The sequence below is a fragment of the Desulfococcus multivorans genome (assembly GCF_001854245.1).
GTDB classification, from domain to species: domain Bacteria; phylum Desulfobacterota; class Desulfobacteria; order Desulfobacterales; family Desulfococcaceae; genus Desulfococcus; species Desulfococcus multivorans.
Window position 1 is genome coordinate 679,479 of sequence record NZ_CP015381.1, and the last position, 23,606, is coordinate 703,084.

Sequence of the window (23,606 nt, forward strand, 5' to 3'; positions counted from 1 at the left end):
TATAGAATAATTGACACCCGACAAGGGCGGTGGTATGTTTTGAATGTGTAGCGGATACATGGCCGGTTTGCCGTGAATAATTTTTGCCGGGTGAGGTTATGATGGCCGATATCATCTCTCTGGAAAACAAGTTCCAGGAGGCGCGGGAAAAGAAGGTGGCCGCTGACCGAAAGCGTAAGCTTCAGGCCGTCCGGGCGGTCCTGCAGGAGGCCAAGGGGATTCTCACCTGCGAAAAATGTCATCAGGAACTCGATGACGAGGCGGCGCATCGGGAGCGTGATCTCAGGGTGCCGTACGTTTTCTGCGACAGTTGCGCGGAGGAGTATGTCGACTATATCGAACGGCTCCAGGGAAGAGGAGACCAGACCTGCTACTGGCGCAACCGTCAATGGTTCGATGTCTGGCGGCGGTGGATCGATTACCGGGGCACCATTGACACCTATCTGCAGTCGAAGGAATTCAGACAGCTTCTGGAAGAGCTGAAACAGGTCGGGCCTTTTGAATAGGAGGAGTTAATCTATGTTTGGAATTGGCATGCCGGAACTTATTATTATCCTGGTGATTATCCTGATCATCTTCGGCGCCGGCAAATTGCCGGAAATCGGCGCCGGGATGGGGAAGGCCATTCGCAATTTTAAATCCGCCACATCCGAATCCGGCAAAAAAGAGGACGAACCGGAAAAACTCGAGGACAAGAACGACCCGTCCTGATCCCTTCTCTGAAACATCTTTTTCGTTCAATACAGTGTAATGAGATCCGGTTGAAGCCGGAAGGCTGCAAAGGCGCGCTCGCGGCAAACGGCGTTCTGATCCCTTGTGGGGCCGGATCGACGAAAGTGGGTAGTGGGTATCGGCGACCGATCTTCGGATCGGTCGCACTTTCCCGCCGGTTTATGGGGGCGACGGCTGTTCAGGCGTCGAGGTTGACGATGACGCGGCCTTTCTGACCGCCTTTGAGGATGATGTCGATGTTTTCATCCAGATCGGCAAGGGGGATCTCCCGGACCATCCGGTCGAGGTTTGCCGGCCGCCATTCCGCCGCCAGTTTGTTCCACACCCGGACCCGGGTGTCCATGGGGCAGTTCTGGGAATCGATGCCGATGAGCCTGACGCCCCTCAGGATGAAGGGGAACACGGTGATGGAGAGCTTTGGCGAGGCGACATTGCCGCAGCAGGTCACGGTGCCGTGGAGGTCCGTCGATTTGATGGCCGTGGCCAGAATTTCCCCGCCGACCGTGTCGACCACACCGGCCCACCGTCCCTTGAGCAGCGGTTTTTCGCTGGTGTCGAGGGCTGCTGATCTGGAGATGATCTCCCGGGCCCCGATAGCTTTCAGGAAGTCCGCCGCATCGGTTTTTCCCGTGGCGGCGGTCACCGAATAGCCCAGCTTGGCCAGCATCGCCACCGAAAGGCTCCCGACGCCGCCCGTCGCGCCGGTGACCAGAATCTCTCCCCGGTCCGGCGAAACGCCATGGGTGAGGTAATGGATAGAGAGGCCCGCCGTAAATCCGGCGGTTCCGAAGGCCATGCTTTCCCGGAGGCTCAGCCCGTCGGGCCGAGGGACCACCCATGCGGCCGGCACCCGGATATACTGGCCGAATCCGCCCGGCGTATTCATGCCGAGATCATAGCTGGTGACGATGACCTCGTCCCCCGCCTTTACGGCGTCCACTCGGCTCTCCTCGACGGTTCCCGCCGCGTCGATGCCCGGCGTGTGGGGGTATTTGCGGGTGACGCCCCGGTTCCCGACGGCCGAGAGGGCGTCCTTGTAGTTGAGGGATGAATACCTGACTCTGATCAGGACATCTCCGTCGGGCAGATCATCCGTGGTTCGCTCGATGATGGTCCGTTTGAACCGGTTTCGTTCGATCTCTTCCACCCACATCGCCTTGAATCGTTTCTGTGTCATGCCGTCCGCCTTTCGTCTATTCCCCTAGGTAGGCTTTCCGAATTTCCGGGTTGTGTATCAGGGTTTCAGCCCGGTCCTCCATGATGATGCGGCCGGTTTCCAGCACATAACCTCGCTGGGCCGTCTGAAGGGCCAGGTTGGCGTTCTGTTCCACCAGAAGGATTGTGGTGCCCTGGGTCTTGTTGATGTCATCGATGATATCGAAGATCTTTTGAACGATCAGGGGCGCCAGCCCCAGCGAGGGCTCGTCAAGGAGCAGCACCTGGGGGCGGCTCATCAGCGCCCGTCCAATGGCGAGCATCTGTTGCTCCCCACCCGAAAGGGTTCCGCCGTGTTGGCGCCGCCGGTCCTTGAGAATCGGAAACAGGCCGTAAACCGTATCGAGGTCTTTTTCGATCTCCTCGGTGTCGTGCCGGTAAAAAGCGCCCAGAGCGAGATTCTCGTCAACAGTGAGGCGCGGGAAGATGCGTCGGCCTTCCGGCACCTGGCAGAGTCCCATGGGCGGCAGCTTTTCAGGGGGCATGCCCTGGATGGAGCGGCCCTTGAACCGGATCTCCCCCCGGTCGATGGGCAGGATGCCGCAGATGGCCATGAGAGTGGTCGATTTTCCGGCGCCGTTGGCACCGATCATGGCGACGATCTCTCCTGGAAACACCTTGATGGAAATCCCCTTGAGGGCCTGAATCCGGCCGTAGCTCGTCACGATGTCGTTGAGTTGCAGTATCGGTTCCACGGCGTTTTATCCCTCCCTGTCCTCGGATCGCGTGCCCATCCTCTTGGCGGGAATCAGGCCGGCGGGCCGGAAGAGCATCATCACCACCATTGCCAGACCGAAGGCCAGCATGCGGTAGGTTTCAAACTCCCGGAAGACTTCCGGCAGGACGATCAGGGCGGCGGCCCCCAGCATGATGCCGGGAATGGAGGCCATCCCCCCCAGGACGACCATGCTCAGCACCATGGCCGACTCGATGAACGTGAAGCTTTCCGGGCTGACGAAGCGCATTCGGGCGCAGAAAAACGCGCCGGCCAGCCCTGCGAAAAGCGCTCCCATGGCGTAGGCCAGCAGCTTGAGAATGAAGGTGTTGACGCCCATCAGCTCCGCGGCGGTCTCGTCCTCCCGGATCGACTCCCAGGCCCTTCCGATCCGGGAATGGTTGAGTCGCCGGACTGCCGTAATCGTCAGGATCGCCAGGCCCAGAGCGATGTAATAGAGATATTGCAGTTTTTTGATGTAAAGGAGTTCAAAACTGAAACCGGCCTCGAAACTCGGGACATAGATGGACGGCGGCTTGATGCCGAGGAGTCCGTTGGGACCGTTGGTCAGGGTCATCCAGTTGTTGAGGATGATACGAACGATTTCACCAAAACCCAGGGTTACGATGGCCAGGTAGTCGCCCCGCATCCTGAGGGTCGGGTAGCCGATGATGCAACCGGCGATGCAGGCGAGGGCCGCCGCGATGGGCAGACAGATCCAGAAGGAGAGGCCGTAATGGAGGTTGAGCAGGGCGTAGGTGTAGGCCCCAACCCCGTAAAAGGCGATGTAGCCGAGATCGAGCATGCCGGCGAGCCCCACGACGATGTTGAGCCCCAGCCCCAGGCAGATGTAGATCAGCACGTTTGTGGCCACGTCCTGGGCGTACCGGCCGGTGAAAAGGGGATAGAGGCAGGCCGCCGCCAACAATGCCCCGATCCATACCCATACGGGAACGGCGCCGATGAGTCGGGACGCCTTTTCCCGAGGTGCCGACAGGGCATTGCCCACGGGCCGGAGAAGGCCGCTTTTGTTCAGGATGTAAATCAGGAGGCAGAGGAAGGAGCCGGCGGCGATGTAAAGCCAGGTGGTGAACGTCCTGTCGAAGGAGAGGGTTCCGTCCGGGTGGATGCCGAGAAGCGGCCACAGGAGCCCCAGGAGCCACAAGAGGCCGATGGCGTAATTTTTCAGGGTTTTCCTATACTCGTGTATCATCGATATTCTCGCCCATGATTCCCGTTGGCTTGAAGTAAAGCACGGCGATCAGAATGATAAAGGCAAACACGTCCTTGTACTGACCGGAGATGTAACCCGCACCGAAAATTTCCACCATCCCGATGATGAGCCCGCCCAGCATGGCGCCCGTGATGTTGCCGATCCCGCCCAGCACGGCGGCGGCAAAGGCTTTGATACCGGGCAGAAACCCCATGTCGTAGCGCACGGACCCGTAATAGAGGCCCACCATGACCCCGGCTGCGGCCGCGAGCCCCGCGCCGATGGCAAATGTCAGGGATATGATCCGGTTGCTGCTGATGGAGACGAGAGAGGACATGATCTTGTCCTGGGCCGTGGCCCGCATGGCGATGCCGATCTTGGTCCTGAAGACCAACAGGTTGAGCCCGATCAGCAGCACCACCGTCATGGCCAGGATCATGATGCGCAGGTAGCTGATGGTGACCCCTCCCAGGTCGAATCCGCCCTGGAAGAGTTCGCTGGGGTAGGCCTTGTCGTAGACGCCTTGCGTCAGCATCAGGGCGTTGCTGAGGAAAATGGACATACCCAGGGCCGAGAGGAGCACCGCCAGCCTCGGTTGACGGCGAAGGGGTTTGTAGGCCACCTTCTCGACGCCGACGGCGAGAAAGGCGCAATATCCCATGGTCAGGGCGAAGGCGCCGATAAGACAGAGGATGGGATGGGTTTCCAGATATCCCCTCCCCGTGAAATAGCCGAGGAGAATAACGCCCACATAGCCCCCTGCGGCAAAGAGCTCGCCGTGGGCGAAATTGATCAGCTGGATCACGCCGTATACCATGGTGTATCCGAGAGCGATCAGGGCATACAGCCCCCCCAGGGTGAGGCCGTTAATCAGCTGCTGAAAAAAATAGTCCATAGATTCGCTTTTCAAACTCGGTTCAGGGTGAAGCATGAACGGGCGGCCGCTCCGCCGAAGGACGGCGGCGCGGCCCCGTTGATGCGCTTTTTACTTGAGCAGCCCTTTCTGGGGATCCCAATAAGGGACGAATTTGCCGTTTTCGATCTTGAAGGCGATGTAGGTGGATCCGGAATCGCCGTTTTCCCTGAACTTGATGCGTTTGGAGGCGCCGTTGAAATCCATCTTCATGATCTCGGCCTTGAGCTTGGCGGGATCGGTGGAGCCGGCCGCCTTGATGGCCTTGAGGAGAACCGTCGCGGCGTCATAGGCATAGGTGGCATAGGCGGCGATGGGTCCGTACTTGGGAACATAGATGTTTTCAAAGGCTTTGTACTCCGGGGTGTTGGGGTCGGTGTACCCATAGGTGAGGTAGATGCCTTCGGCGGCTTCCTTGGCCACCTCCATGAACTTCGGCTGGAACATGGCGTCCTGGGTCACGAGTGTGGAGGAAACCCCCATGCGCTTGGCCTGAATCGCCATGAGCGCGCCCGGAGAGTAGCCCTGCAGGGACATGTATACGATGTCGGCGTTGATGTCCTTGGCCTTGGTCAGCACCGCCGAAAAATCCTTGTCGCCCTGGTTTACGTGGTCGTGACCCAGCACCTCGATGCCGACGTCCGTGCAGGCCTTCTCGATGCCGTCGGCCAACCCCTGACTGTATGTGGTTTTGTCGTCGATGATAAAGATGGTCTTGGCGCCCAGGGACTCTTTCATGAATTTTGCCGATGCGGGGGCCTGGTCGTCATCCCGTCCGCAGAGCCGGAACATATAAGGAAGGCCGCGATCGGTCACCATCTCGTTGGTGGAGGCAGGAGTCAGCATGGGAATGTCTTCCTCGGCCAATGTCTCCGATGCGGGGATGGTGGAGGAGGAGCAGTAGGCGCCGATGACGCCGACGACCTCCAGGTTGATCAGCTTGTTGGCGGCGGCGACCGCCTGCTTCGGGTCACAGGCCGTATCCTGGGCGAAGAGCTCGATCTTGTCGTATCCGGGGATGCCCCCTTCCTTTTCGAAAACTTCGATGGCAGTGAGAACACCGTTCTTGATGTCCGTGCCGTCCGAGGCATAGGGCCCGGTCAGGGGACTCATGGAGCCGATTTTCAGGGTTTTTGCAGCAGCGCCGCTCAGAATGAACGGTACTAAAACGCATCCCCATACCAGTGCCTTCAATAGTTTTTTCTTCATTCTCGATACCCTCCTTGGTGATTGTTGAGCGTTCAGGGTGTTGCCGGTTGACCCAGGTAGGCTTCGATCACCCTGGGGTTCTTCTGTATCTCTTCAGGTTCCCCCTCGGCGATCTTCACACCGCGGTCAACGCAGACGATGCGGGTGCAGACCCCCATCACAACCTTCATATCGTGTTCGACCAGAAGCACGTCGATGCCCAGGCCGGATATGCGCGCGATGTCCTTCATCAACTCGGAGCTTTCGGATGGATTCATTCCGGCGGCGGGCTCGTCCAGGAGCAACACCTTGGGATCCGAGGCCAGGGCCCGGGCGATCTCGAGACGGCGCTGCAAACCGTAGGGCAGGTTTTCAGCCGCTGTGTCGGCGAATTTGTCCACCCCCATGAAGGCCAGGGCGGTCTTGGCGCGCGCCATGATGGCCGCTTCCTCCGCCCGTTGGGAGGGTGTTTTGAATATGGCGCCGACGACCCCTTTCCGGGATCGGCAGTGTCGCGCGACCATGGCGTTTTCAGCCGCCGTCATTTTGGAAAAGAGTCGGATGTTCTGGAAGGTCCTGGCGATGCCCATGGAAAAGATTTCGTGGGGCCTGCGGCCGAGAATGCTTTCACCGTTGAATCGGACGTCGCCGTGGACCGGCCGGCAGACGCCGGTCAGGACGTTGAAGACCGTGGTTTTTCCAGCACCGTTGGGACCGATGAGGCCGACGATTTCTCCGGCGTTGATGTCGAAGCTCAGCTCCGAGAGCGCCTTGAGTCCGCCGAACCTGACGGTGATGTTCTGCATTTCTAAGTGTGCCATGGTATCCGCTGTTTTCCTGATTTGAACGGGTTGTACGGTTTCATGGGGTCGGAGCGCTCCCGGAACCTGTATGCGGTTGCTGCGTTATGTCGAGTTCCCGTTCGTCCCGGGCCGGCCTGCTTTCGGGTGTCGCTCCATGTAACTGTTGAAGCGGCGAACATGCGCCTGCAACAGCTCTCGGGCCTTTCCGCCGTCTTTCTGCTCGATGGCCGCCGCGACATCGTAGAGGTCCGACAGGTTTTCCTCCATCTCCCGGGTTGCCATGATCAGATAGCGCTTGAAAAAGAGATTGATGTTGTCGTGAACGGTCCTCAGGATACTGATGTAGATGGGATTTCGGGTCATGTGGGCGAAGAGAAGATGAATCTTCTTGTCCACTTCGAGAAAGTCCTCGAGATTTTCATCCCCGCCGGCCGCGTATCGGGCCGCCTGCCGGAGATAATCTCGGAGCGTGTCAAGGTCGGTTTTCCCGGCCCGGCTTGCGGCCAGTTCGACCACATCCCCTTCGAACCGTTCCCGGAATTCGGCCAGCTGACCGAGGGAGACCTGTTGGGATCGAATCAGCAGGCCCAGGCTCTGGGAGATCTGGTCGGAGGAGACGGCTTTGACCACGGCACCTCCGCCGGTGCCGAGCCGGATCTCGATGAGCCCTTTCTGCTCCAGAACCCGCAGTGCCTCCCGGAGGGTGCTGCGACTGGTCTTGAGCATATCCTTGAGATCGCGCTCGGCCGGCAGCCGATCCCCGGCCTTGAGACGACCCTGGAGGATGGCCTCCTCGATCTGCTCCACCACATCCTCGAAAATCCTGCTTTGTCTGGCTTCTCTGAAAAGCGGTTCCATCTGTTTCTCGCGGCGTAGGGTTAACTGTCCATACCGTTTTGCTGATGGATGTGTTTTGCATTTTTGTCAATGGTCAGACCATTTACTATGATCAGGGAGAAGCTGTCAAGCATTTTTTTTTACTCGGAAACCGGCTCAATCCGTCGTATTGTGAAACCGTCTTCCGACGTTATGGAACGGGAGCGGGGATCAGGGAATCAGACCCAGGTCCGCACCCCGGCGTCGGCAGGCGGCGGCGAAATCCTCGGGATAGTGGCCGTTGATCCACCGGAGCTGGGCCTCGGTGAAGGATCCTGGAGAGTAGGGGAGTTTGGGCAGAAAGCAGTAAATGAGTCGCTGCCCGGCGTCGCCTTCGTCAAAGCGCCTGGCGGCCTCGATGATGGTGATCATGCGGGCGCCGAGCCGTTCGAGAACGGTGACGGCGATCCACACGGCCCGGTCGAGTGAGGCCCGCACGGCGGTGTCGGCCTCGAGGATATGCCCCACCGGCGCCGCGGTCATCAGCTGAAGTTCCCATTGGGAGGTCTGGGCCTTGGGAACGAAGAGCATCACCCGGGGGTCCTCGTAGACGACGAGGCGCGCGTCCCGGTCTTTTCGACCGTCCATCCGTTGGTTGTTTCGGATCGCCCGGAGATAAGCCGAAAAAAAATCGATGCGGTGGCGTCGCCTGAACCGATCGGCAAAATCGGCGACGAGATCCCCGAAGGCGAAGGTTTCCGGGTTTTCATCCCCGACGGCCCCGGCATCGGCGGTTTCAGGCGGCTCAACCCTGGAAAAGGTTCCCGGAATCAGGGCGTACTGCTGGTGGATCTGCTGGTGAGAGGCGTGGAGGCGGTAGCCGCTGGGGGAGAAATCGAACCCGAAATTCCATCCCCACAAAGTGGCTGAAAAATCGAGTTTTTTTCCGCTTCCGTCGGCGGAAACGGCCTTCATGACCGCTGTCCTCACCTGCTCCAGTTCCGGAACCGACAGGGTTCTGCGACGGACCGGAAGGGGGATGTCGAGGGTGTCGGCCATGCGGGCATAGGTCCGCTGATAGTAGAGGTGGCGCATGCCCCGGATGTCCGTCTCCGAAAGATCCCTGATCCGGTAACGCACGGCGTCGTCGGCCATGTTGGCGGCGTAGTGGCCCCAGGGGATGTAGCTGTTCCGGCGGAGATATTCGAAGACGTGACTTTTTCCGCCGTCGGCCCGGAATTCCCCCATGATCTCGCTTTGGCCCTGAACGCCGGGGCGAAGGACCATCACCCCCCGGTAGTCCTCCGGGAGACGGGCATTGTTGGCCAGCACCTCACACAGGGTGTGGTCCTTGATCCGGGCCTTGAAGCTTCCGCGCGGATCCCTTTCATACCGAAGACCGATGGGGCGCCGGGTGTCGGGGTTCCGCTCGAAGTCACAGCAGTGATCGGCGATCCGCTCCAGGTCGCGGGGGTCCGTGGCGTTGGCCGCCAGCGCGAGGAGCAGGGGCCTGGGAAGCAGGCGAAACAAAGCGTCGATCCGGGAAGGGTCGGGACATTCGTCGAGCCAATTTTCGAGGGTGCCGGTGAGGGAAACCTCCGGACGTTTCGGGAGAGATATGGTCGAGGGGTTTTCGGCGATACGGTCGGCGCTGGACTTGATGATGAAGGTGGCGCCCCGGAACGGGAACGGATTGGCGATTTCATAGATGACGTCCGCCCTGGGTTCGACCACGTCTTCGGGCGGAATATTGGCGGTGTTTTTCACCTCGGTGCCGTCTTCGCAGGCGCCCAGGGTTCGGAGGGGATCGGTCTCGCGAAAATTTCCGACATGGAAGCCCGGTTCGTGAATACCGACGACAAAGCGACCGTCGGGGGTGACGCAGGATCTCAGGTTCATGGTGCCGTTCCTTTGTTGATGATGAGTTTCCGTGAGCGACGGATAAAAGGGGAAAAAACTGGTTTCCCATTAGCATATTTCCGTATTCAGTCAAGAGGGATGGGTTCATCGGCGGGAATCTGATTTTCCATATGTGAATTTTTATCGAAATTTGTTATGTTCGTTCTCAAATCAGGGCTTTCGTTGGAATAACCGGATGAAAACCCAAGACCGGAGAGCGAAGGCTGAAGGGGTACGAAAGCCCCGCTTGCCGGGGATGCACTCCTTCAGCCTTCGGTCTTTCATGAGGGACAGCTGTTTTGACCGTAAAACGGGCGATGGACACAGGAAGCGGAACATTACGTATATCGGCGAGGGAGGAGACCTTATGCTGGTGAAAAACTGGATGAGCCGGCGACTGATCACCGTCGACATCGACGCCGCCATGGCGGATGCCGTCAAGTTGATGAAAACGAACGACATTCATTTACTCCCGGTTCTCGATGGGGAGAAGCTTTCCGGCATTATTACCGACAGGGACCTCAAAAGGGCCTCCGCATCCGATGCCACGGCTCTGGAGATGTATGAACTCATCTACCTCCTGTCCAAGATCAGGGTGAGTGATATCATGACCCGGAAGATCATTACACTGGCGCCGGATACGACGGTGGAGGAGGCTGCGGAGGTCCTTCTGAAACAGAAGATATCCGGTGCGCCGGTGGTGGATGATGCCGGCAGGCTCCTGGGGGTCATCACCAAAAGCGATCTTTTCAGGATGTTGATTGCCCTCACCGGGTTGCCGAATCGGGGCATTCAATTCGCTCTCAAGGTCAAAAATCGACCTGATGTGATTCCGGAACTGATGGCGATCTTCGGAGAATACGAGGGCCAGCTCGTCAACGTTCTCATTTCCCACAAACCCACGACCGATCAGAAATTCGTCAAGGTCTACTTCCGGATTCTCGGCCTCGATCGCTCCAGACTGGATGCCTTGAAGGAGGATCTCAGGGAAAAGGCGACCTTGCTCTATCTTGTGGATTATTTCGAAAACAGGCGGGAAATTTACGACGCCGAAGGCAATTGAACGGCATCGGCCATTGTCCTTCACTCAAAACCGATACATAGGAGTCGTACAATGAAAACGGCCTTGAGCATCGCCGGCTCGGATTCCTCCGGCGGGGCCGGCATCCAGGCGGATCTCAAAACCTTTCAGGCGCTTGGCGTTTTCGGCATGAGCGCCGTCACGGCGGTTACCGTTCAAAATACGCGGAAAGTCTATGATGTTCAGGAAATGACGCCCGAGATCGTCCGGGGCCAGATTCGATGTCTGTTCGACGACATCGACATTCATGCCGTCAAGATCGGGATGGTGTCGAGCATTCCCCTTATTCGCGCCGTGGCCGAGGCGCTTGGGACGGTATCGCCACCGCCCGTCGTCCTGGACCCGGTGATGATTTCCAAAAGCGGCTACCGTCTGTTGAAGGCGGACGCCCAGGCGGCCCTTGTCACCCTATTGTTTCCCCTGGCGGAAGTGGTCACGCCCAATATCTACGAGGCCGAAGCTTTGGTGGGGACGTCAATCCGAACCGTCGGCGAGATGGAGACGGCGGCGGCGGGAATCCTGGATCTGGGCGCGAAAAAGGTGGTGGTAAAAGGGGGACATCTCGGGGAGGCCGGGGCCACGGACGTTGTCTATGACGGCCGGGAATTCCGCAGGCTGGAGAGCCGTTGGATCGAGACGAAAAACACGCATGGGACCGGGTGTACGTTTTCGTCGGCGGTGGCCGCTCACCTGGCGTTGGGCTTTGGGTTCTTCGAGGCCGTGACCCGGGCCAAAACCTACGTCACGGGCGCCATCGCGCACGCCCTTGCCATCGGGAAGGGCCACGGCCCCACCCATCATTTTCACGATCTTTACGCCCGGGCGGGGATGGCGGTATAGCGGTCTCTCCCCGCGGGAACGGGGAGAGACCGCCGGCATCGGTTGACCGAAGGCTACCAGCCCCAGGTCAGGTACTCGTGGATGGAATCCGCCGCCTTCCGGCCGGCTCCCATGGCCAGGATCACCGTTGCGGCGCCGGTGACGATGTCGCCGCCGGCCCAGACCCCTCGTTTGGTGGTCTTGCCGGTCTCGGGATCGGCCGCGATGTAGCCCCATCGGTTCAACGTCATATCCTCGGTGGACTGGGTGAGCAGGGGATTGGCTCCCGATCCCACCGCCACGATCACCAGGTCGCAGGCCATTTCGAAATTGGAGCCCGATATGGGAACGGGCCGGCGCCGGCCGGAGTCATCGGGTTCTCCCAGTTCCATTTTGAGGCATTCCATGCCGGTCAGCCGGCCCTGGTCGTTGCCTAAATATTGGACGGGGTTGGTGAGCAGAAAAAACTCGATGCCCTCCTCCTCGGCGTGGTGAATCTCGGCGGTTCTGGCGGGCATCTCGTCCCGCGATCTTCTGTAGACGATCTTCACGCTGTCTGCCCCCAGCCGCATGGCGGTCCGGGCCGCGTCCATGGCGACGTTGCCGGCGCCCAGGACGACCACGTTTTTCCCCATGGGGATGGGGGTGTCGACCTCGGGAAACTTGTAGGCCTTCATGAGGTTGGCCCGGGTCAGGTACTCATTGGCGGAAAGAATGCCGATGAGGTTCTCGCCCGGAATGTTCATGAAGCGGGGCAGGCCGGCGCCTACGCCGACATATACGGCATCGTAGCCTTCCTGGAAGAGTTCGTCCACGGTGACGGTCCTGCCCACCACCATGTTGCAGGCGACGTGAACCCCCAGCCGCTCGAGGAAATCGACCTCGTGGGCCACGATGGCCTTGGGCAGGCGGAATTCCGGGATCCCGTAGACCAGGACGCCGCCGGGCTTGTGAAAGGCCTCCATGACGGTCACCTCATGACCCTTGACGATGAGGTCGCCGGCCACCGTGAGGCCCGAGGGGCCCGAACCGACCACCGCGATCTTTTTGCCGGTGGAAGCTTTGCGCGGCGGCAACTCTCCGGTGTTGTTTTCCCGTGCCCAGTCCGCGGCGAATCGCTCCAGGTTGCCGATGGCCACGGGAGCGCCTTTCTTGTTCAGGACGCATTGTCCCTCGCACTGGATCTCCTGGGGGCAGACCCTGCCGCAGACCGCGGGAAGGCTGTTCCTGGTCCAGAGATTCCGGATGGCGCCCTTGAAATCGCCTTCGGCGATCCGCGCGATAAATCCGGGAATATCCACGTTGACGGGACATCCTTCCACGCAGCTTGGTTTCTTGCACTGCAAACAGCGACCCGCTTCGATAACTGCGGTTTCGGCGGTGTAGCCCGTGGGCACCTCCGCGAAGTTTCTTCTCCGGATTTCAGGGGCCTGCTCCGGCATGGCCTGCCTGGAGACCGTCTCTTTTCTGGCTTTCTTTTCCGACATGTGTTGCTCCTATTGCTCCATTCTGCAGAAATCGTTATAGCAGCGCCGTTCGTCCTCGCTGTAGGCCTGAAGGCGCTTCATGAGTTCGTCATAATCAACCTTGTGGCCGTCGAATTCCGGCCCGTCGACGCAGGCGAACCGTGTTTCGCCCCCGACGGTGACGCGACAGCCGCCGCACATGCCCGTGCCGTCGACCATGATGGGATTGAGGCTGACCAGCGTCGGGACATTGTATTCCGCCGTGATCCCGGAGACGAATTTCATCATGGGCACCGGGCCGATGGCCACCACCTGCCTGACGTCCTCCTTTTCCAGGATTTCCTTCAGGGCTTCGGTGACGAATCCCGGACGCCCGTAGGAGCCGTCGTCGGTGCAGACGTGGAGTTCATTGGACGCCGACCGCATCTTGTCCTCGAGGATCAGAAGGTCCCGGTTCCGGGCGCCGATGATGCCGATGACGCGGTTGCCGATCTCCTTGAGTGCCCGGGTGATGGGGTGCAGTACGGCGATGCCGGTCCCGCCCCCGACACAGACCACCGTACCCTGTTTTTCCAGATGGGTGGCTTTCCCCAGAGGGCCGATGACGTCCTGATAACCGTCCCCCACGTTGAGGGTCTTGAACAAGGCCGTACTTTTGCCGACGACCATGTAGATGATCGTGATGGTGCCTTTATCCGGGTCGGTGTCGGCCATGGTGAGGGGGATCCGTTCGCCCTCTTCGTTGGCCTTGATAATGACGAATTGTCCCGGTTTGGCCTTCCGGGCGATGAGGGGCGCGGCGATTTCATTCAGAATCACCGTACCGCCGGCCATTTCTTCTCGCTTTACGATTTCAAACATCTTGAAAAATACCTCCAGATCGGGGTTTCCCGTTTCGTCCTCAGCCGGTGGTGCCGCGATCCGGTTGAGCGCTTGGGCGGGAAAAACATGGGTGTTGGTGCCCAATGCGAGTGAAAAATTATGAGAATGCCCAAAAAAATATCGAAATACTCATCCTGATCAGCGTATTATATGGCCGCTGCAAGCGCATGGTATCATCCAAGCGCATGATATCGTCATAGATGAGGATTTCGCGTTGAAAAAAAGTATCGCCAAAAAATTTAACGACTGCAAGCAAAAAAATAAAAATCAATGGAGATCCATTTCGGGAAAGAGAGTGTCTTGATGAAACTGTTCGACAGCCATTGTCATCTGAACGATAAAAGCTATGCCAAGGACATTGACCAGGTGCTCGGCCGGATGGCGGACGCCGGCGTCGGTGCCGCCATGCTGGTGGGCGTCAACCGGGAGGATTCGGAAAAGGCGGTCCGGCTTGCCGCGTCCAGCCCTGTCCTCTATGCGTCGGTGGGCGTCCATCCCCATGACGCCGCAACCTGTTCCGAGGAGACGCTCGCGGCACTGAGTGCCCTTGCCGCGCATCCCAAGGTTCGGGCCTGGGGTGAGATCGGGCTCGATTTCAACCGGATGTTCTCGCCGAGGGACGTTCAGGAGCGCTGGTTCCTTCGGCAGCTCGAGACGGCGGATGATCTGGATCTGCCGCTGATTTTTCACGAAAGGGATTCCGGAGGACGGTTTCTGGAGATCCTGAAGGCCACCCATGGAGAGCGACGACGGGGCGTGGTCCACTGCTTCAGCGGTAACCGGAGGGAGCTCTCGGCTTACCTGGATATGGGATATCATATCGGGATTACCGGCATCCTCACCATCCAACAACGCGGGGCCGAACTTCGGGCGTTGGTCCCAGCCATCCCGATGGATCGGCTTCTGATCGAAACCGACGCGCCTTACCTGACGCCCGCGCCTCAAAAGAACCGGACCCGCCGAAACGAACCCGCATTTGTAGTCTCGACCCTCCTGAAACTGGCCGAGATTCGGGGCGAGGACCCGGAGGTTCTTGCGGCGGCCACATGGAACAACGCCTGTCGCCTTTTCGGCATCCCCCTGGAATCGTAAGGAAAGACCGCGGCAACGCCGCGGTTTATTCCTCGTCTCCCTGACTCATTTCGGTGATCCGGCATTCCGGATCACTCATGCAGGGCGCACCCTCGATCCGCATGACCGTGATGCCGTTTCGAACGCGTTCGACAATGAAGCGCTTGCCGCAGACGTCGCAACGGTTGTAAACCGGAGCATAATCCACTGCGGGTTCAAGGGTGACGAATCCCCCGCAATAGGGGCATCGATCCATGCTCTCGGTTTCCGAGGCGTTGAGATACGTGGTTGAATAGGTTTTCATGGCGTTCCTCCGTTCAGGGGCTAGGGTTTTGTTGAGCGCGACCGAACTTGCCGGATGCCATCCGTAACACAGGGGCAGCAGGGTTGATACTGATGAGGATCAGACGATGGGCCCGGGAGGGGTGAGTTCCCGGGCCATCGTTGTAGGAGGTAAGGCAAATCTGTATTCGCCCCGTATCCGAATATCCAAGCAATTTATATGCCTGATGAATGGTTTGGCCGTCGCCGTGACCTGAAATAAAGACGAAACCATCCGTGAACGGCTTGTCCGCGTGGCGGGGAGGCTTTGCCGGGGAAGCCTGACGGACGACTTCACCCCTGAAAGGGTGTGATATCAATTTCGTCTTGAAATGGATTGCCATCGGCTCTCCGCGGTCCCGAAGTGTTCAATTATCGAATTTACAAGTGTTAAACAGTTAAGTATTTTAACGGTCGCTAAGGATGCAATCTCTTTCCTATAGGCTGAAGGCTGAAGACTGAAGGCTGAAGACTGAAGGCTGGAGACTGAAGGCTGGAGACTGAAGGCTGGAGGGTGAAGGCTGGAGACTGGGGGGCGGCGGGTGGCAGTTTAAAACTGGAGGGGATGAACGCTTCGTTCTTTACAGGTACATCCCCTCAGCCGATGAACACCGATTGTTCTATTGCCTTTCATGACCTGCCCGTGGAGGCCCATATCAACCCCGCTGCGTATTCACCTGAAGAGATGCGACGATTCTGTAGACAATCATGGGAATATCTGATAAGGAAAGCCGAGTTTTTATCTGCCGTTCGCACCCGCGAAAAGAGGGCTTACCCTTTTGGAGAATCCACTGCGCATTAGAATATCTTCCTGATTTTATTTTGAATTTATCTCAATCAAGCGTATTTGATCTCTTTAATTACAATTGACATACCGGTTAGGTGTTGTTAAAATGTCGAACTTTTTTGAGTGTCATAACTTTTTCTTTTTATAAGAAATCTCGAGCCAGATATGCGGAATATGAACATTAGCAAGATGCAGGATCCACTGTCGCGGGAGGTCATCATCGTCAATGAGCTGGGCCTCCATGCCAGATCCGCCGCGAAAATTGCGGCGATCGCCAGCCATGCCGAATCACAGGTGACCATTTCGAAGGGGGATGAGATCGTAGATGCCAAAAGCATCATCGACATGCTGACCCTGGCGTGCGGAAAAGGCATGCGAATCACCATTAACGTCGATTCGGATGCGGATGTCGAGATTCTGAGCAAAATTGCGGAACTCGTTGAAAACGGTTTCGGAGAATAGCGGGTATGACCGAAAACGAATCACAGGAGATTGTGCTGAAAGGCCTGGGCGTCGCCCCGGGCATATGCATCGGCAAGGCGTATCTGGTCGATAAGGAAGGGGTCAATGTCGTCAAGAAGTACTATATCGCCGAGGCGGATCTCCACAAGGAGGAGATTCGGTTCAAGTCGGCGGTGAGTCGGGCCAGACAGGAGCTTGCCGCCATCATCCAGGAAACCCCGAAAGAGCTTCGCCAGCACACCGCCATTCTGGAAACCCACATGGTCCTGCTGCAGGACAAGCTGCTGTACGGTCAGACCCTCGACACCATCCAGCGGTTTCGATACAATGCCGAATGGGCCCTCAAAAACGTCGTCGACGAACTCAAGGCCATGTTTCAGAACATGAGCGAGCCCTATTTCAGGGAGCGGGGTGCCGACATCGTCCACGTCTCGGACCGGATCATGCGGAACCTGGTGGGGGGAGATGCCGTCAACATCAGGGATATCGACAAGCGGGTCATTCTGGTGGCCAAAGACCTCTCTCCCGCTGAAACCAGCCAGATCCAACTCGAACGGATCAAGGGACTCGTGACCGACGGCGGGGGCATCGCCTCCCACACGGGCATCATCGCCCGGACCCTCGAAATTCCCGCGGTGCTGGGCCTCAACAACGCCACCCAGATCATCCGGAACGATGATTTCATCGTAGTGGACGGCTCCGCCGGCCTTTTGATCATCCATCCCACGGAACAGACCCTGATGGAGTATGAGGAGCGGGCCGCCCGATACGAACGCCACCGCGCCCTCATCGCCCGGGAGAGCCGCATGCCGGCCAAGACCTTGGACGGCATCTCCATCCAGGTCATGGGGAACATCGAGCTCCCCGAGGAGGTGGTCGCCGTAAGGGATTACGGCGGCAACGGCATCGGCCTGTATCGAACCGAATTTCAGTACCTGGGCCGGCGCGGATTCCCCACGGAGAACGATCTTTTCGACAAGTATCGGGACGTGGTCGAGGTGATGACGCCCCGGCCCGTCACCATCCGAACCCTCGACATCAACGGCGACAAAGCCCTGCCCGGCCAGTCCGGCAACGGCGAGGCAAATCCGGTCCTGGGGCTTCGGGCCATCCGCTATTGCCTCAAGAAGCCCGAGATCTTCAAGACCCAGCTTCGGGCCATCCTCCGGGCGGCGCTCTACGGCAACGTGCGCATCATGTTTCCCATGATCTCCTGCTGCGAGGAGGTCCGGCAGGCCAAGACGCTTCTGAAGGAGGCCGCCGAGTCCCTGGCCGCCGAGGGCATTGAATTCGAATACAATGTCGACGTCGGCATCATGGTGGAGGTGCCGTCGGCCGTGGCCATCGCCGACATGCTGGCCGACGAGGTCGATTTTTTCAGCATCGGCACCAACGACCTGATCCAGTATGCCCTGGCCATCGACCGGGGAAACCGGTATGTCTCCCACATGTACCGGCCGCTTCACCCCGCCATCATCCGCATGATCAAGACGGTGGTGGACGTGGGCCACCAGAAGGGCATCAAGGTCTACATGTGCGGGGAGATGGCCGGCGACCCCATTCATCTGCCGGTGCTCCTGGGCCTGGGACTGGACGAACTCAGCATGAACCCCCAGTCGATTCCCCTGGTGAAAAACGCTATCCGGAAGCTGAGCATCAAGGAGAGCCGGGCGTTCATGTATCGGATTTTCAAAGACAAAAAAGAGGGCCAGATCGAATCGTTCCTCAAAAAGGCCTACGCCGGCGTCCTGTTCGATCTGGATATCGATGAGGACGAAATCGCCGTCTGAACGGACACGGCGTCCAAGGGAGAAAAGGATTGAAAAAAGAAGGGCGAAAACTGATCGCCAACAACAAGAAGGCCCGGTTCAACTATTTCATCATCGACAAGTTCGAGGCGGGCATGGTGCTTCTGGGCACCGAGGTGAAGTCGCTCCGCATGGGCAAGACCCATCTCAAGGACGCCTACGCCAAAATCGTGAACGGCGAGGTCTTCGTCTACCAGATGCACATCGGCCCCTATCCCTTTGCCTACTACGACAACCACGACCCCATGAGGCCCCGGAAGCTTCTGCTGCACAACTACGAGATCAAGCGGCTCTACGGCAAGGTGAACGAGCAGGGGCTTTCCCTGATCCCCATGGACCTCTATTTCAAGGACGGCAAGGTCAAGATGACCCTCGCGCTCTGCAAGGGCAAGCGGCTCCACGACAAGCGCGATGCCATCCGGGAGCGGGACACCCGGCGGGACATGGACCGGAGTCGGAAAGACGGCTACTGATTCCCTTGACAAACGACCGAAAAACCATTAAATTTATATTGTAAAAAAGGTTCTTTTCCAAATTATATCCTTATGGGGGCGAAACGGCTTCGACGGGGATAAAGAAGCATTGATTGCATGTCGAGGTTTCCTGCTGCTCGTTAAACGCGGGAAATAAATATAATCGCAGACGATTATAACTACGCCGTAGCCGCTTAGGCGGCTTCCGTTCTGCCAGGTTCCTCCCGCGGACCTGAACAGAGCGTCGACTTAGCGGGATAGTTGGTCCGGATTGCCTGGCTCCGGTCCGGCGAACGTTACAGGCTGGCCTTATACGGAATCCCGTCCGGAGGAGACCGTAAAAGGCGAGAATAAAACTCCGGAATAAGCATGTAGATATCAATGTGGAATGTTTTCGGACGCGGGTTCAACTCCCGCCGCCTCCACCATTTAGAAAAGACAAACCCGTCTCTCTGGGGTCATTCTCCGGGGTGACGGGTTTTCTTTTTCCCCTTGTTTCTAAAGGGTTTGCGCCCGTTTCACATCTTTCCAAAGCACCTCTCCGCACCATCGATTCTCCCCATCTTCCAGCCTTTCTTTCTCTGTTTGGCCCCTGATTCTCTGTTTTCTCCGGACCAAGTCCGAAGCTCGTCCGGAAAGCTACATCCTTGATTGATATGGGTTTGCGGCTGATTGTCATTTTGGGCGGTTGTCTTAGGTCATCGCTCGATGCCGCAACCGGACGTTTTTTTCGAAATCGCCCGCCTCGGCGATGAAAAGAAGTGTGGTCAACTCCGGTTTCCTGCCCCCTAAAGAAGAAAAGCCGACGCAGATGGTCGGCTCTCTGTGGTGGTCTCCGGTCCGGTCGTCAGTCGATGGCAAAGCCGAACTGACGGCGCTGCTCGGCCCAGTCCTCCGGGAAGGTCTGGGTCAGTTTGGCCAGCGAGAGCCCGTTGGGTTCCTCGCCGTTGATCAGGGCTTCGACGATGTCGGGGGCCAGGGTCGTCAGCTTGAGAATGCGGGCCACATACGAGCCATCGACGTCGAGGGTACGGGCAAGCTCGCTGATGGACTTGATCTGCCCGGATTCGAGGATGTCGGCCCAGGAAAAGGCCCTTGCCAGCGCCTGGAGGATGGCGGACTGCACCGGTTCCTGCGCCCCGGGGATATCTCCATCCAGGGCCTGGGGAGCGATGACCGTCTTGCGGCCACGCATGCGCCGGATCAGCATCGGGATGTGGATCTGCAGGTTGCCGTTGTCGGCTACGGTAATGGTCGGCTTCATTTTCATCGGCTTGCCCTCCGTTCAGTGACTTCGCAGGCCAGACCGGCCAGCTCGGCGATGAGCGTTGTCAGCCCGTTGGTGCGCAGCTCCATGTCGATTCCGGTCTCGCGGATCTCGACCTTATCCACCAGAAGGCGGATGAGCCGGTTTCGCTCCACAGGGAAAAGGTCTTCCCAGAAGCCCTCGACATTCTGGAAGGCCTCCGACACATCCTGTTCCGTAATGCTGCTCCCTTGGTAAGCTCTGCAGCGCTCGCTCACATGGGTCAGTTGTTTCGAGAGCTCGACCGCCTGGCGGTTGACGGTCGTCAGCATCTCGGCCTTGCCCGGCTGATCGTTGCCAGGTTTCATCAATTCGAGTGCCTGCTCCCGCGCCTGCGACAGCTCCATCTCGAGTTGGGCTTTCTGTTTGAACAGCCGCTCCCGCTCCGCCTGCTCGATGTCCCGGGCCGCGAAGTAGGTTTTGGCCACCAGCGTCGGTGTTCGGAACACCGCGCTCAACTGCTCGATCACCGCCTGCTCGATGTCCCCGGCGGGAATCCGTTTGAGCGGGCACCGGCTTACGGTCCGCTTGCTGTCTTTCTGGCAGATGTAATAGGTGTAGTGGCGGCCGTTCTTGCGGGCGTAGGTCGGTCCCATCGCGCATCCGCAGTGGCCGCAGCGGATGACGCCTTTCAGCGGGGCGACCATTTTGGTTCTGGCCATGGAAACCTTGACCGGTTTGTTGTCCTCCAGGATGGCCTGAACCTTGTCCCAGGTCGCCCGGTCGATGATCCCTTCGTGCTCACCGGGGTAGCTGCGGTCCTTGTGGGCGATCTCGCCGATATAGATCCGGTTGTTTAGCAGCCGGTAGATGTGGGCTGTGTTCCATTCGGAGCCCTCGCGCACTCTGCCTTTCTTGGTAGTCCAGGCCTTGGTGCGGTACCCCTGTTCGTTCAATTCCTGGCCCAGCTTCTTGGCCGAGCCGATCTGGATGAAGCGGCGGAAGATGTACTGCACCGTCCTGGCTTCATCCGGGTTGACCAGCAGCTTCTTGTTATCCCGGTCGACGTCGTATCCGAGGATGGGCACGCCACCGCAGTATTTCCCCCGGCGCTTGGCGGCCGCTACCTTGTCCCGGATACGCTCGGCGATGACCTCCCGCTCGTACTGGGCGAAGGTGATCAGGATGCCGAGAAACATCCGGCCAGTGGGATCGGTGGTGCTGAAGTGCTGGGTGACCGAGACGAAGCTGACGCCCTTTTCATTGAAGAGATCGATCATCTTCATGAAATCCAGCAGCGAGCGGGACAGCCGGTCGACCTTGTAGACGACGATCACATCGATCTTCCCGGCGTCGATGTCCGCCAGCAGGCGGCGTAGCCCCGGACGCTCCATGTTCCCGCCCGAGAAACCACCATCGTCATAGCGATCCGGCAGAGCCGTCCAGCCACGCATCCTCTGGGCTTCGATATAGTGTTCCGCCGATTCCCGTTGCGCATCCAACGAGTTGAATTCCTGTTCGAGCCCTTCCTCGTGGCTCTTGCGGGTGTAGATGGCACAGCGCAGGGTCTTGTTCTTGCCCGGCGCGACATTGCTGTTATCAAGCATCCGAACCTCCCTCGGCTTTTCTGCCGTAAACCTTCTTCAGCCCGAAAAAGACTTTGCCGTTCCAGCGCGTCCCGGTGATCTCCCTGGCCACCGCGCTGAGCGACCGGAATGTGCGACCTTCGAACTCGTAGCCATCGGCAAGGACGATCACCTCATAGCGCCGGTCGTTCCAGATCCGCACTAGTCTGGTCCCGGGCAGGATCGCCTCGTTCGATTTCCGCTCCTCTGGGATGCGTCGATTGACAGTGGCGACCGGGTCCTCCTTGGCGGCCTGCTGAAGATGGACCTTGGCCTGCTCGGACAGCCCGCCGTAGAAAAGCTCCTGGATGCGATAAGCCAGCCGCTTGATGAGGAATTGCTTTTTGTACTGGGGCGGCTCTTCGCCGTAGAGGTCGAGCCATTTTTCCCGGAGCTGCTCCAGGGACATGGATTGCAGCAGGGCCATCTGCCGAAGGACTGAGTTTCGGGTTCGGTCCTGGATCTTGCCGCCGGTGGCGGCGTTCTGTAACTCATTCATTTTCAACTCCTTATTTTGGTTTCCGGACGAGTTGTCATGAATGAATGCTCTGTTCCGGCAATGAATCAAGTCCTTCTCCGAGCACAGGGGAAGAATCTTCGAAAACCTCTAACTCATTGCCCACACATGCGTTTTTTGCCAATCGGCGCAGGATCGCCGTGGCCAGAATGGAGGCGGCTGACTGGAGCCTCGCCTCACCCGACAGGCGGCCGGGTTTGCCGTTTTTGCCAAGGTCATCCGTCCCTGGCCCATCATTCATTTCCTGTACATCCAACATCGAACACCTCCGGTTGGACCGGGGGGCTGGATGGCGTGGATGCCAGAAAACGGCGGCGGTCGGGATGCGCGTTCGATGGCACCGTTGTTCGGCCAGGCCGAAACACCGAATCCTCATTTCCAGTCCGTCGCCCTGTCCGGGGTTTCTGCCGTCTGTGCGCCGCCCAATCCGGCCAAGCTCTCAAGTTATTGAAAATAAACGTGCTAAATGTCGTCTTCGGCTGTTCTTCTACTTGATTTGTGTCCGGAAAGAAGCATTCATTCATGGTGTAATCGGAGGCTGAAAAGCCTTGCCAGACAACGACTTATAAGCGCCACGAACGACGGAGGCACGCATGAACCTGAAAGAGATCCACTACGGGATCGAGATCGAGACCGTAAAACGCACCCGGGAGCAGATCGCCTGGGCCATTCACTCGGTGGTGGGCGGCACGGTCCGCCATGTCGGTATCCCCAGCAGCTATGACCCCTGGGAGGTCGAGGACCTGCGCGGCCGCGTCTGGAAGGTGGTGGGGGACGCCTCCCTGACCAGCGTCCCGGCCCATCTGCGGGCCGAGGTGGTCAGCCCGGTGCTCGGTTACGAAGACATCCCACAACTGCAGGAGGTGGTCCGGGCCATCCGCCGCGCCGGAGGCAAGATCAACAGCCAGTGCGGCATCCACATCCATATAGACGCCGCGCCCTTCGACGGCAGGCACCTGGGAAACCTGGCGAAGATCATCTACAAGCAGGAGCCGCTGATCCTCCACGCCCTCGGCATCAGCCGCGACCGCCTCAACCGCTACACCCGGCCGGTCAGCGACGAGCTGATCCAGCGCATCGAACAGCATCGCCCCCGCACCAAGGACCAGCTCAACCGCATCTGGTACGGCTATCACAACCGCCAGCCCCAGCACTACGACAACAGCCGCTACCACGGGGTCAACCTGCACAACGTCTGGTACCGGGGCACGGTGGAGTTCCGCTGGTTCGAAGCGACCCTCCACGCGGGGCGGATCAAGGCCTACCTGCAGTTCTGCCTCGCGGTCGCCGCCAAGGCGCTCAATGGCCGGGCCGCCTCCAGCCGCAAACGGGACTTCGATCCCCAGAGCGCCAAGTACGACTTCCGGGTCTTCCTGCTCCACCTCGGCCTGATCGGCGACGAGTTCAAGACCGCCCGCAAGCATCTGATGGCCAACATGCCCGGTGATGCCGCCTTCAAGAACGGACGGCCCAAACCGGAGGATGTCCTACCGGATGAAACCACCAATCTCACCAACGAGGCCGGGCAAGTTCCCGGCCTCACTGTTTAAAGAG

Annotated in this window: 25 protein-coding genes and 1 other RNA gene; 11 read left to right on the forward strand and 15 right to left on the reverse strand. The window is 58.8% G+C overall.

Annotated features, from left to right (window positions below):
- Positions 1–98 precede the first annotated feature (98 nt).
- Together dmul_RS02890 and dmul_RS02895 are read left to right on the forward strand one after the other, a co-directional pair.
- A complete protein-coding gene (locus dmul_RS02890) occupies positions 99–506 on the forward strand; it encodes a hypothetical protein (protein WP_040414639.1) in 408 nt (135 codons plus the stop codon).
- A 13-nt stretch (positions 507–519) separates the two neighbouring features.
- The gene (locus dmul_RS02895; RefSeq protein WP_020876131.1) at positions 520–711 is read left to right on the forward strand and encodes a twin-arginine translocase TatA/TatE family subunit; all 192 of its coding nucleotides are present in this window, start codon (positions 520–522) and stop codon (positions 709–711) included.
- A gap of 199 nt (positions 712–910) precedes the next feature.
- Here dmul_RS02895 and dmul_RS02900 read toward each other — a convergent pair whose 3' ends face one another.
- The 8 genes from dmul_RS02900 to dmul_RS02935 form a co-directional block, all read right to left on the reverse strand.
- A complete protein-coding gene (locus dmul_RS02900) occupies positions 911–1,909 on the reverse strand; it encodes a YhdH/YhfP family quinone oxidoreductase (protein WP_020876132.1) in 999 nt (332 codons plus the stop codon).
- A gap of 16 nt (positions 1,910–1,925) precedes the next feature.
- Entirely contained in the window at positions 1,926–2,633 is a 708-nt protein-coding gene (locus tag dmul_RS02905) for an ABC transporter ATP-binding protein (protein ID WP_211276029.1), read from the reverse strand.
- A gap of 15 nt (positions 2,634–2,648) precedes the next feature.
- Positions 2,649–3,875 (reverse strand): high-affinity branched-chain amino acid ABC transporter permease LivM, encoded by a 1,227-nt coding sequence (gene livM, locus dmul_RS02910; protein WP_020876134.1) that lies wholly within the window; start codon positions 3,873–3,875, stop codon positions 2,649–2,651.
- Positions 3,859–4,770, reverse strand: coding sequence for a branched-chain amino acid ABC transporter permease (locus dmul_RS02915; protein ID WP_040414641.1), 912 nt, complete (start codon positions 4,768–4,770; stop codon positions 3,859–3,861). Before dmul_RS02915 ends, livM begins: the two co-directional genes overlap by 17 nt.
- Positions 4,771–4,860: 90 nt before the next feature.
- Positions 4,861–5,997: a branched-chain amino acid ABC transporter substrate-binding protein gene (locus dmul_RS02920; protein WP_020876136.1), complete on the reverse strand. Its 1,137-nt coding sequence runs from the start codon at positions 5,995–5,997 to the stop codon at positions 4,861–4,863.
- A 32-nt stretch (positions 5,998–6,029) separates the two neighbouring features.
- Positions 6,030–6,797: an ABC transporter ATP-binding protein gene (locus tag dmul_RS02925; protein WP_020876137.1), complete on the reverse strand. Its 768-nt coding sequence runs from the start codon at positions 6,795–6,797 to the stop codon at positions 6,030–6,032.
- An 84-nt stretch (positions 6,798–6,881) separates the two neighbouring features.
- Positions 6,882–7,637 (reverse strand): FadR/GntR family transcriptional regulator, encoded by a 756-nt coding sequence (locus dmul_RS02930; RefSeq protein ID WP_020876138.1) that lies wholly within the window; start codon positions 7,635–7,637, stop codon positions 6,882–6,884.
- A 189-nt stretch (positions 7,638–7,826) separates the two neighbouring features.
- Positions 7,827–9,494, reverse strand: a complete 1,668-nt coding sequence (locus tag dmul_RS02935) for a hypothetical protein (protein ID WP_020876139.1) — start codon at positions 9,492–9,494, stop codon at positions 7,827–7,829.
- Between the two features lie 367 nt (positions 9,495–9,861).
- Between dmul_RS02935 and dmul_RS02940 the strand changes: the two genes are divergently transcribed.
- Both dmul_RS02940 and thiD read left to right on the forward strand, forming a co-directional pair.
- Positions 9,862–10,557 carry a CBS domain-containing protein gene (locus dmul_RS02940; RefSeq protein WP_020876140.1) on the forward strand — a complete coding sequence of 232 codons (696 nt, stop codon included), beginning with the start codon at positions 9,862–9,864 and terminating at the stop codon, positions 10,555–10,557.
- A 51-nt stretch (positions 10,558–10,608) separates the two neighbouring features.
- Positions 10,609–11,415 (forward strand): bifunctional hydroxymethylpyrimidine kinase/phosphomethylpyrimidine kinase, encoded by an 807-nt coding sequence (gene thiD, locus dmul_RS02945; protein ID WP_020876141.1) that lies wholly within the window; start codon positions 10,609–10,611, stop codon positions 11,413–11,415.
- 53 nt (positions 11,416–11,468) lie between these two features.
- Here thiD and gltA read toward each other — a convergent pair whose 3' ends face one another.
- Both gltA and dmul_RS02955 read right to left on the reverse strand, forming a co-directional pair.
- The gene (gene gltA, locus dmul_RS02950; protein ID WP_020876142.1) at positions 11,469–12,881 is read right to left on the reverse strand and encodes an NADPH-dependent glutamate synthase; all 1,413 of its coding nucleotides are present in this window, start codon (positions 12,879–12,881) and stop codon (positions 11,469–11,471) included.
- Between the two features lie 9 nt (positions 12,882–12,890).
- The gene (locus dmul_RS02955) at positions 12,891–13,721 is read right to left on the reverse strand and encodes a sulfide/dihydroorotate dehydrogenase-like FAD/NAD-binding protein (protein ID WP_020876143.1); all 831 of its coding nucleotides are present in this window, start codon (positions 13,719–13,721) and stop codon (positions 12,891–12,893) included.
- 324 nt (positions 13,722–14,045) lie between these two features.
- On the opposite strand from dmul_RS02955, the gene dmul_RS02960 reads away from it, so the two are divergent.
- Positions 14,046–14,834, forward strand: coding sequence for a TatD family hydrolase (locus dmul_RS02960; RefSeq protein ID WP_040414667.1), 789 nt, complete (start codon positions 14,046–14,048; stop codon positions 14,832–14,834).
- A gap of 25 nt (positions 14,835–14,859) precedes the next feature.
- Here dmul_RS02960 and dmul_RS02965 read toward each other — a convergent pair whose 3' ends face one another.
- Positions 14,860–15,117 (reverse strand): hypothetical protein, encoded by a 258-nt coding sequence (locus dmul_RS02965; protein WP_020876145.1) that lies wholly within the window; start codon positions 15,115–15,117, stop codon positions 14,860–14,862.
- Positions 15,118–16,095: 978 nt separating this feature from the next.
- Here dmul_RS02965 and dmul_RS02975 point away from each other — a divergent pair.
- The 4 genes from dmul_RS02975 to ssrA all read left to right on the forward strand — a co-directional run bounded on the left by dmul_RS02975 (position 16,096) and on the right by ssrA (position 19,092).
- Positions 16,096–16,383: an HPr family phosphocarrier protein gene (locus tag dmul_RS02975; RefSeq protein WP_234979191.1), complete on the forward strand. Its 288-nt coding sequence runs from the start codon at positions 16,096–16,098 to the stop codon at positions 16,381–16,383.
- 5 nt (positions 16,384–16,388) lie between these two features.
- Positions 16,389–18,173 carry a phosphoenolpyruvate--protein phosphotransferase gene (gene ptsP, locus dmul_RS02980; protein ID WP_020876148.1) on the forward strand — a complete coding sequence of 595 codons (1,785 nt, stop codon included), beginning with the start codon at positions 16,389–16,391 and terminating at the stop codon, positions 18,171–18,173.
- A 29-nt stretch (positions 18,174–18,202) separates the two neighbouring features.
- A complete protein-coding gene (gene smpB / locus dmul_RS02985) occupies positions 18,203–18,664 on the forward strand; it encodes an SsrA-binding protein SmpB (protein WP_020876149.1) in 462 nt (153 codons plus the stop codon).
- Between the two features lie 74 nt (positions 18,665–18,738).
- Positions 18,739–19,092, forward strand: a transfer-messenger RNA (tmRNA) gene (ssrA, locus tag dmul_RS02990).
- 419 nt (positions 19,093–19,511) lie between these two features.
- Here the strand turns inward: ssrA and dmul_RS02995 are convergent.
- Genes dmul_RS02995 through dmul_RS03010 form a run of 4 tightly spaced genes read right to left on the reverse strand, consistent with a single transcriptional unit; the run spans position 19,512 to position 22,311 of the window.
- Positions 19,512–19,934 carry a hypothetical protein gene (locus tag dmul_RS02995; RefSeq protein WP_020876150.1) on the reverse strand — a complete coding sequence of 141 codons (423 nt, stop codon included), beginning with the start codon at positions 19,932–19,934 and terminating at the stop codon, positions 19,512–19,514.
- Entirely contained in the window at positions 19,931–21,517 is a 1,587-nt protein-coding gene (locus dmul_RS03000) for a recombinase family protein (protein ID WP_020876151.1), read from the reverse strand. The genes dmul_RS02995 and dmul_RS03000 overlap by 4 nt, the downstream gene beginning before the upstream one ends.
- Positions 21,510–22,034 carry a DUF2924 domain-containing protein gene (locus dmul_RS03005; protein ID WP_020876152.1) on the reverse strand — a complete coding sequence of 175 codons (525 nt, stop codon included), beginning with the start codon at positions 22,032–22,034 and terminating at the stop codon, positions 21,510–21,512. Before dmul_RS03005 ends, dmul_RS03000 begins: the two co-directional genes overlap by 8 nt.
- Positions 22,035–22,068: 34 nt before the next feature.
- Entirely contained in the window at positions 22,069–22,311 is a 243-nt protein-coding gene (locus dmul_RS03010; protein WP_020876153.1) for a hypothetical protein, read from the reverse strand.
- A 30-nt stretch (positions 22,312–22,341) separates the two neighbouring features.
- Between dmul_RS03010 and dmul_RS20045 the strand changes: the two genes are divergently transcribed.
- Both dmul_RS20045 and dmul_RS03015 read left to right on the forward strand, forming a co-directional pair.
- Positions 22,342–22,503: a hypothetical protein gene (locus tag dmul_RS20045; protein ID WP_153302744.1), complete on the forward strand. Its 162-nt coding sequence runs from the start codon at positions 22,342–22,344 to the stop codon at positions 22,501–22,503.
- 142 nt (positions 22,504–22,645) lie between these two features.
- Positions 22,646–23,602: an amidoligase family protein gene (locus dmul_RS03015; RefSeq protein ID WP_020876154.1), complete on the forward strand. Its 957-nt coding sequence runs from the start codon at positions 22,646–22,648 to the stop codon at positions 23,600–23,602.
- Positions 23,603–23,606: the final 4 nt, after the last annotated feature.

Excerpts from the sequence above, each read along its gene's own strand:
- dmul_RS02995 (WP_020876150.1), bottom strand. The coding sequence starts at position 19,934 with ATGAAAATGAAGCCGACCATTACCGTAGCCGACAACGGCAACCTGCAG.
- dmul_RS02930 (WP_020876138.1), bottom strand. The coding sequence starts at position 7,637 with ATGGAACCGCTTTTCAGAGAAGCCAGACAAAGCAGGATTTTCGAGGAT.
- dmul_RS02935 (WP_020876139.1), bottom strand. The coding sequence starts at position 9,494 with ATGAACCTGAGATCCTGCGTCACCCCCGACGGTCGCTTTGTCGTCGGT.
- dmul_RS03015 (WP_020876154.1), top strand. The coding sequence starts at position 22,646 with ATGAACCTGAAAGAGATCCACTACGGGATCGAGATCGAGACCGTAAAA.
- dmul_RS02955 (WP_020876143.1), bottom strand. The coding sequence starts at position 13,721 with ATGTTTGAAATCGTAAAGCGAGAAGAAATGGCCGGCGGTACGGTGATT.
- thiD (WP_020876141.1), top strand. The coding sequence starts at position 10,609 with ATGAAAACGGCCTTGAGCATCGCCGGCTCGGATTCCTCCGGCGGGGCC.
- dmul_RS20045 (WP_153302744.1), top strand. The coding sequence starts at position 22,342 with ATGGCGTGGATGCCAGAAAACGGCGGCGGTCGGGATGCGCGTTCGATG.
- dmul_RS02940 (WP_020876140.1), top strand. The coding sequence starts at position 9,862 with ATGCTGGTGAAAAACTGGATGAGCCGGCGACTGATCACCGTCGACATC.
- dmul_RS02890 (WP_040414639.1), top strand. The coding sequence starts at position 99 with ATGATGGCCGATATCATCTCTCTGGAAAACAAGTTCCAGGAGGCGCGG.
- dmul_RS02900 (WP_020876132.1), bottom strand. The coding sequence starts at position 1,909 with ATGACACAGAAACGATTCAAGGCGATGTGGGTGGAAGAGATCGAACGA.
- dmul_RS03005 (WP_020876152.1), bottom strand. The coding sequence starts at position 22,034 with ATGAATGAGTTACAGAACGCCGCCACCGGCGGCAAGATCCAGGACCGA.
- dmul_RS03010 (WP_020876153.1), bottom strand. The coding sequence starts at position 22,311 with ATGTTGGATGTACAGGAAATGAATGATGGGCCAGGGACGGATGACCTT.
- gltA (WP_020876142.1), bottom strand. The coding sequence starts at position 12,881 with ATGTCGGAAAAGAAAGCCAGAAAAGAGACGGTCTCCAGGCAGGCCATG.
- ptsP (WP_020876148.1), top strand. The coding sequence starts at position 16,389 with ATGACCGAAAACGAATCACAGGAGATTGTGCTGAAAGGCCTGGGCGTC.
- livM (WP_020876134.1), bottom strand. The coding sequence starts at position 3,875 with ATGATACACGAGTATAGGAAAACCCTGAAAAATTACGCCATCGGCCTC.
- dmul_RS02895 (WP_020876131.1), top strand. The coding sequence starts at position 520 with ATGTTTGGAATTGGCATGCCGGAACTTATTATTATCCTGGTGATTATC.
- dmul_RS03000 (WP_020876151.1), bottom strand. The coding sequence starts at position 21,517 with ATGCTTGATAACAGCAATGTCGCGCCGGGCAAGAACAAGACCCTGCGC.
- dmul_RS02965 (WP_020876145.1), bottom strand. The coding sequence starts at position 15,117 with ATGAAAACCTATTCAACCACGTATCTCAACGCCTCGGAAACCGAGAGC.
- dmul_RS02925 (WP_020876137.1), bottom strand. The coding sequence starts at position 6,797 with ATGGCACACTTAGAAATGCAGAACATCACCGTCAGGTTCGGCGGACTC.
- dmul_RS02975 (WP_234979191.1), top strand. The coding sequence starts at position 16,096 with ATGAACATTAGCAAGATGCAGGATCCACTGTCGCGGGAGGTCATCATC.
- dmul_RS02960 (WP_040414667.1), top strand. The coding sequence starts at position 14,046 with ATGAAACTGTTCGACAGCCATTGTCATCTGAACGATAAAAGCTATGCC.
- dmul_RS02915 (WP_040414641.1), bottom strand. The coding sequence starts at position 4,770 with ATGGACTATTTTTTTCAGCAGCTGATTAACGGCCTCACCCTGGGGGGG.
- dmul_RS02920 (WP_020876136.1), bottom strand. The coding sequence starts at position 5,997 with ATGAAGAAAAAACTATTGAAGGCACTGGTATGGGGATGCGTTTTAGTA.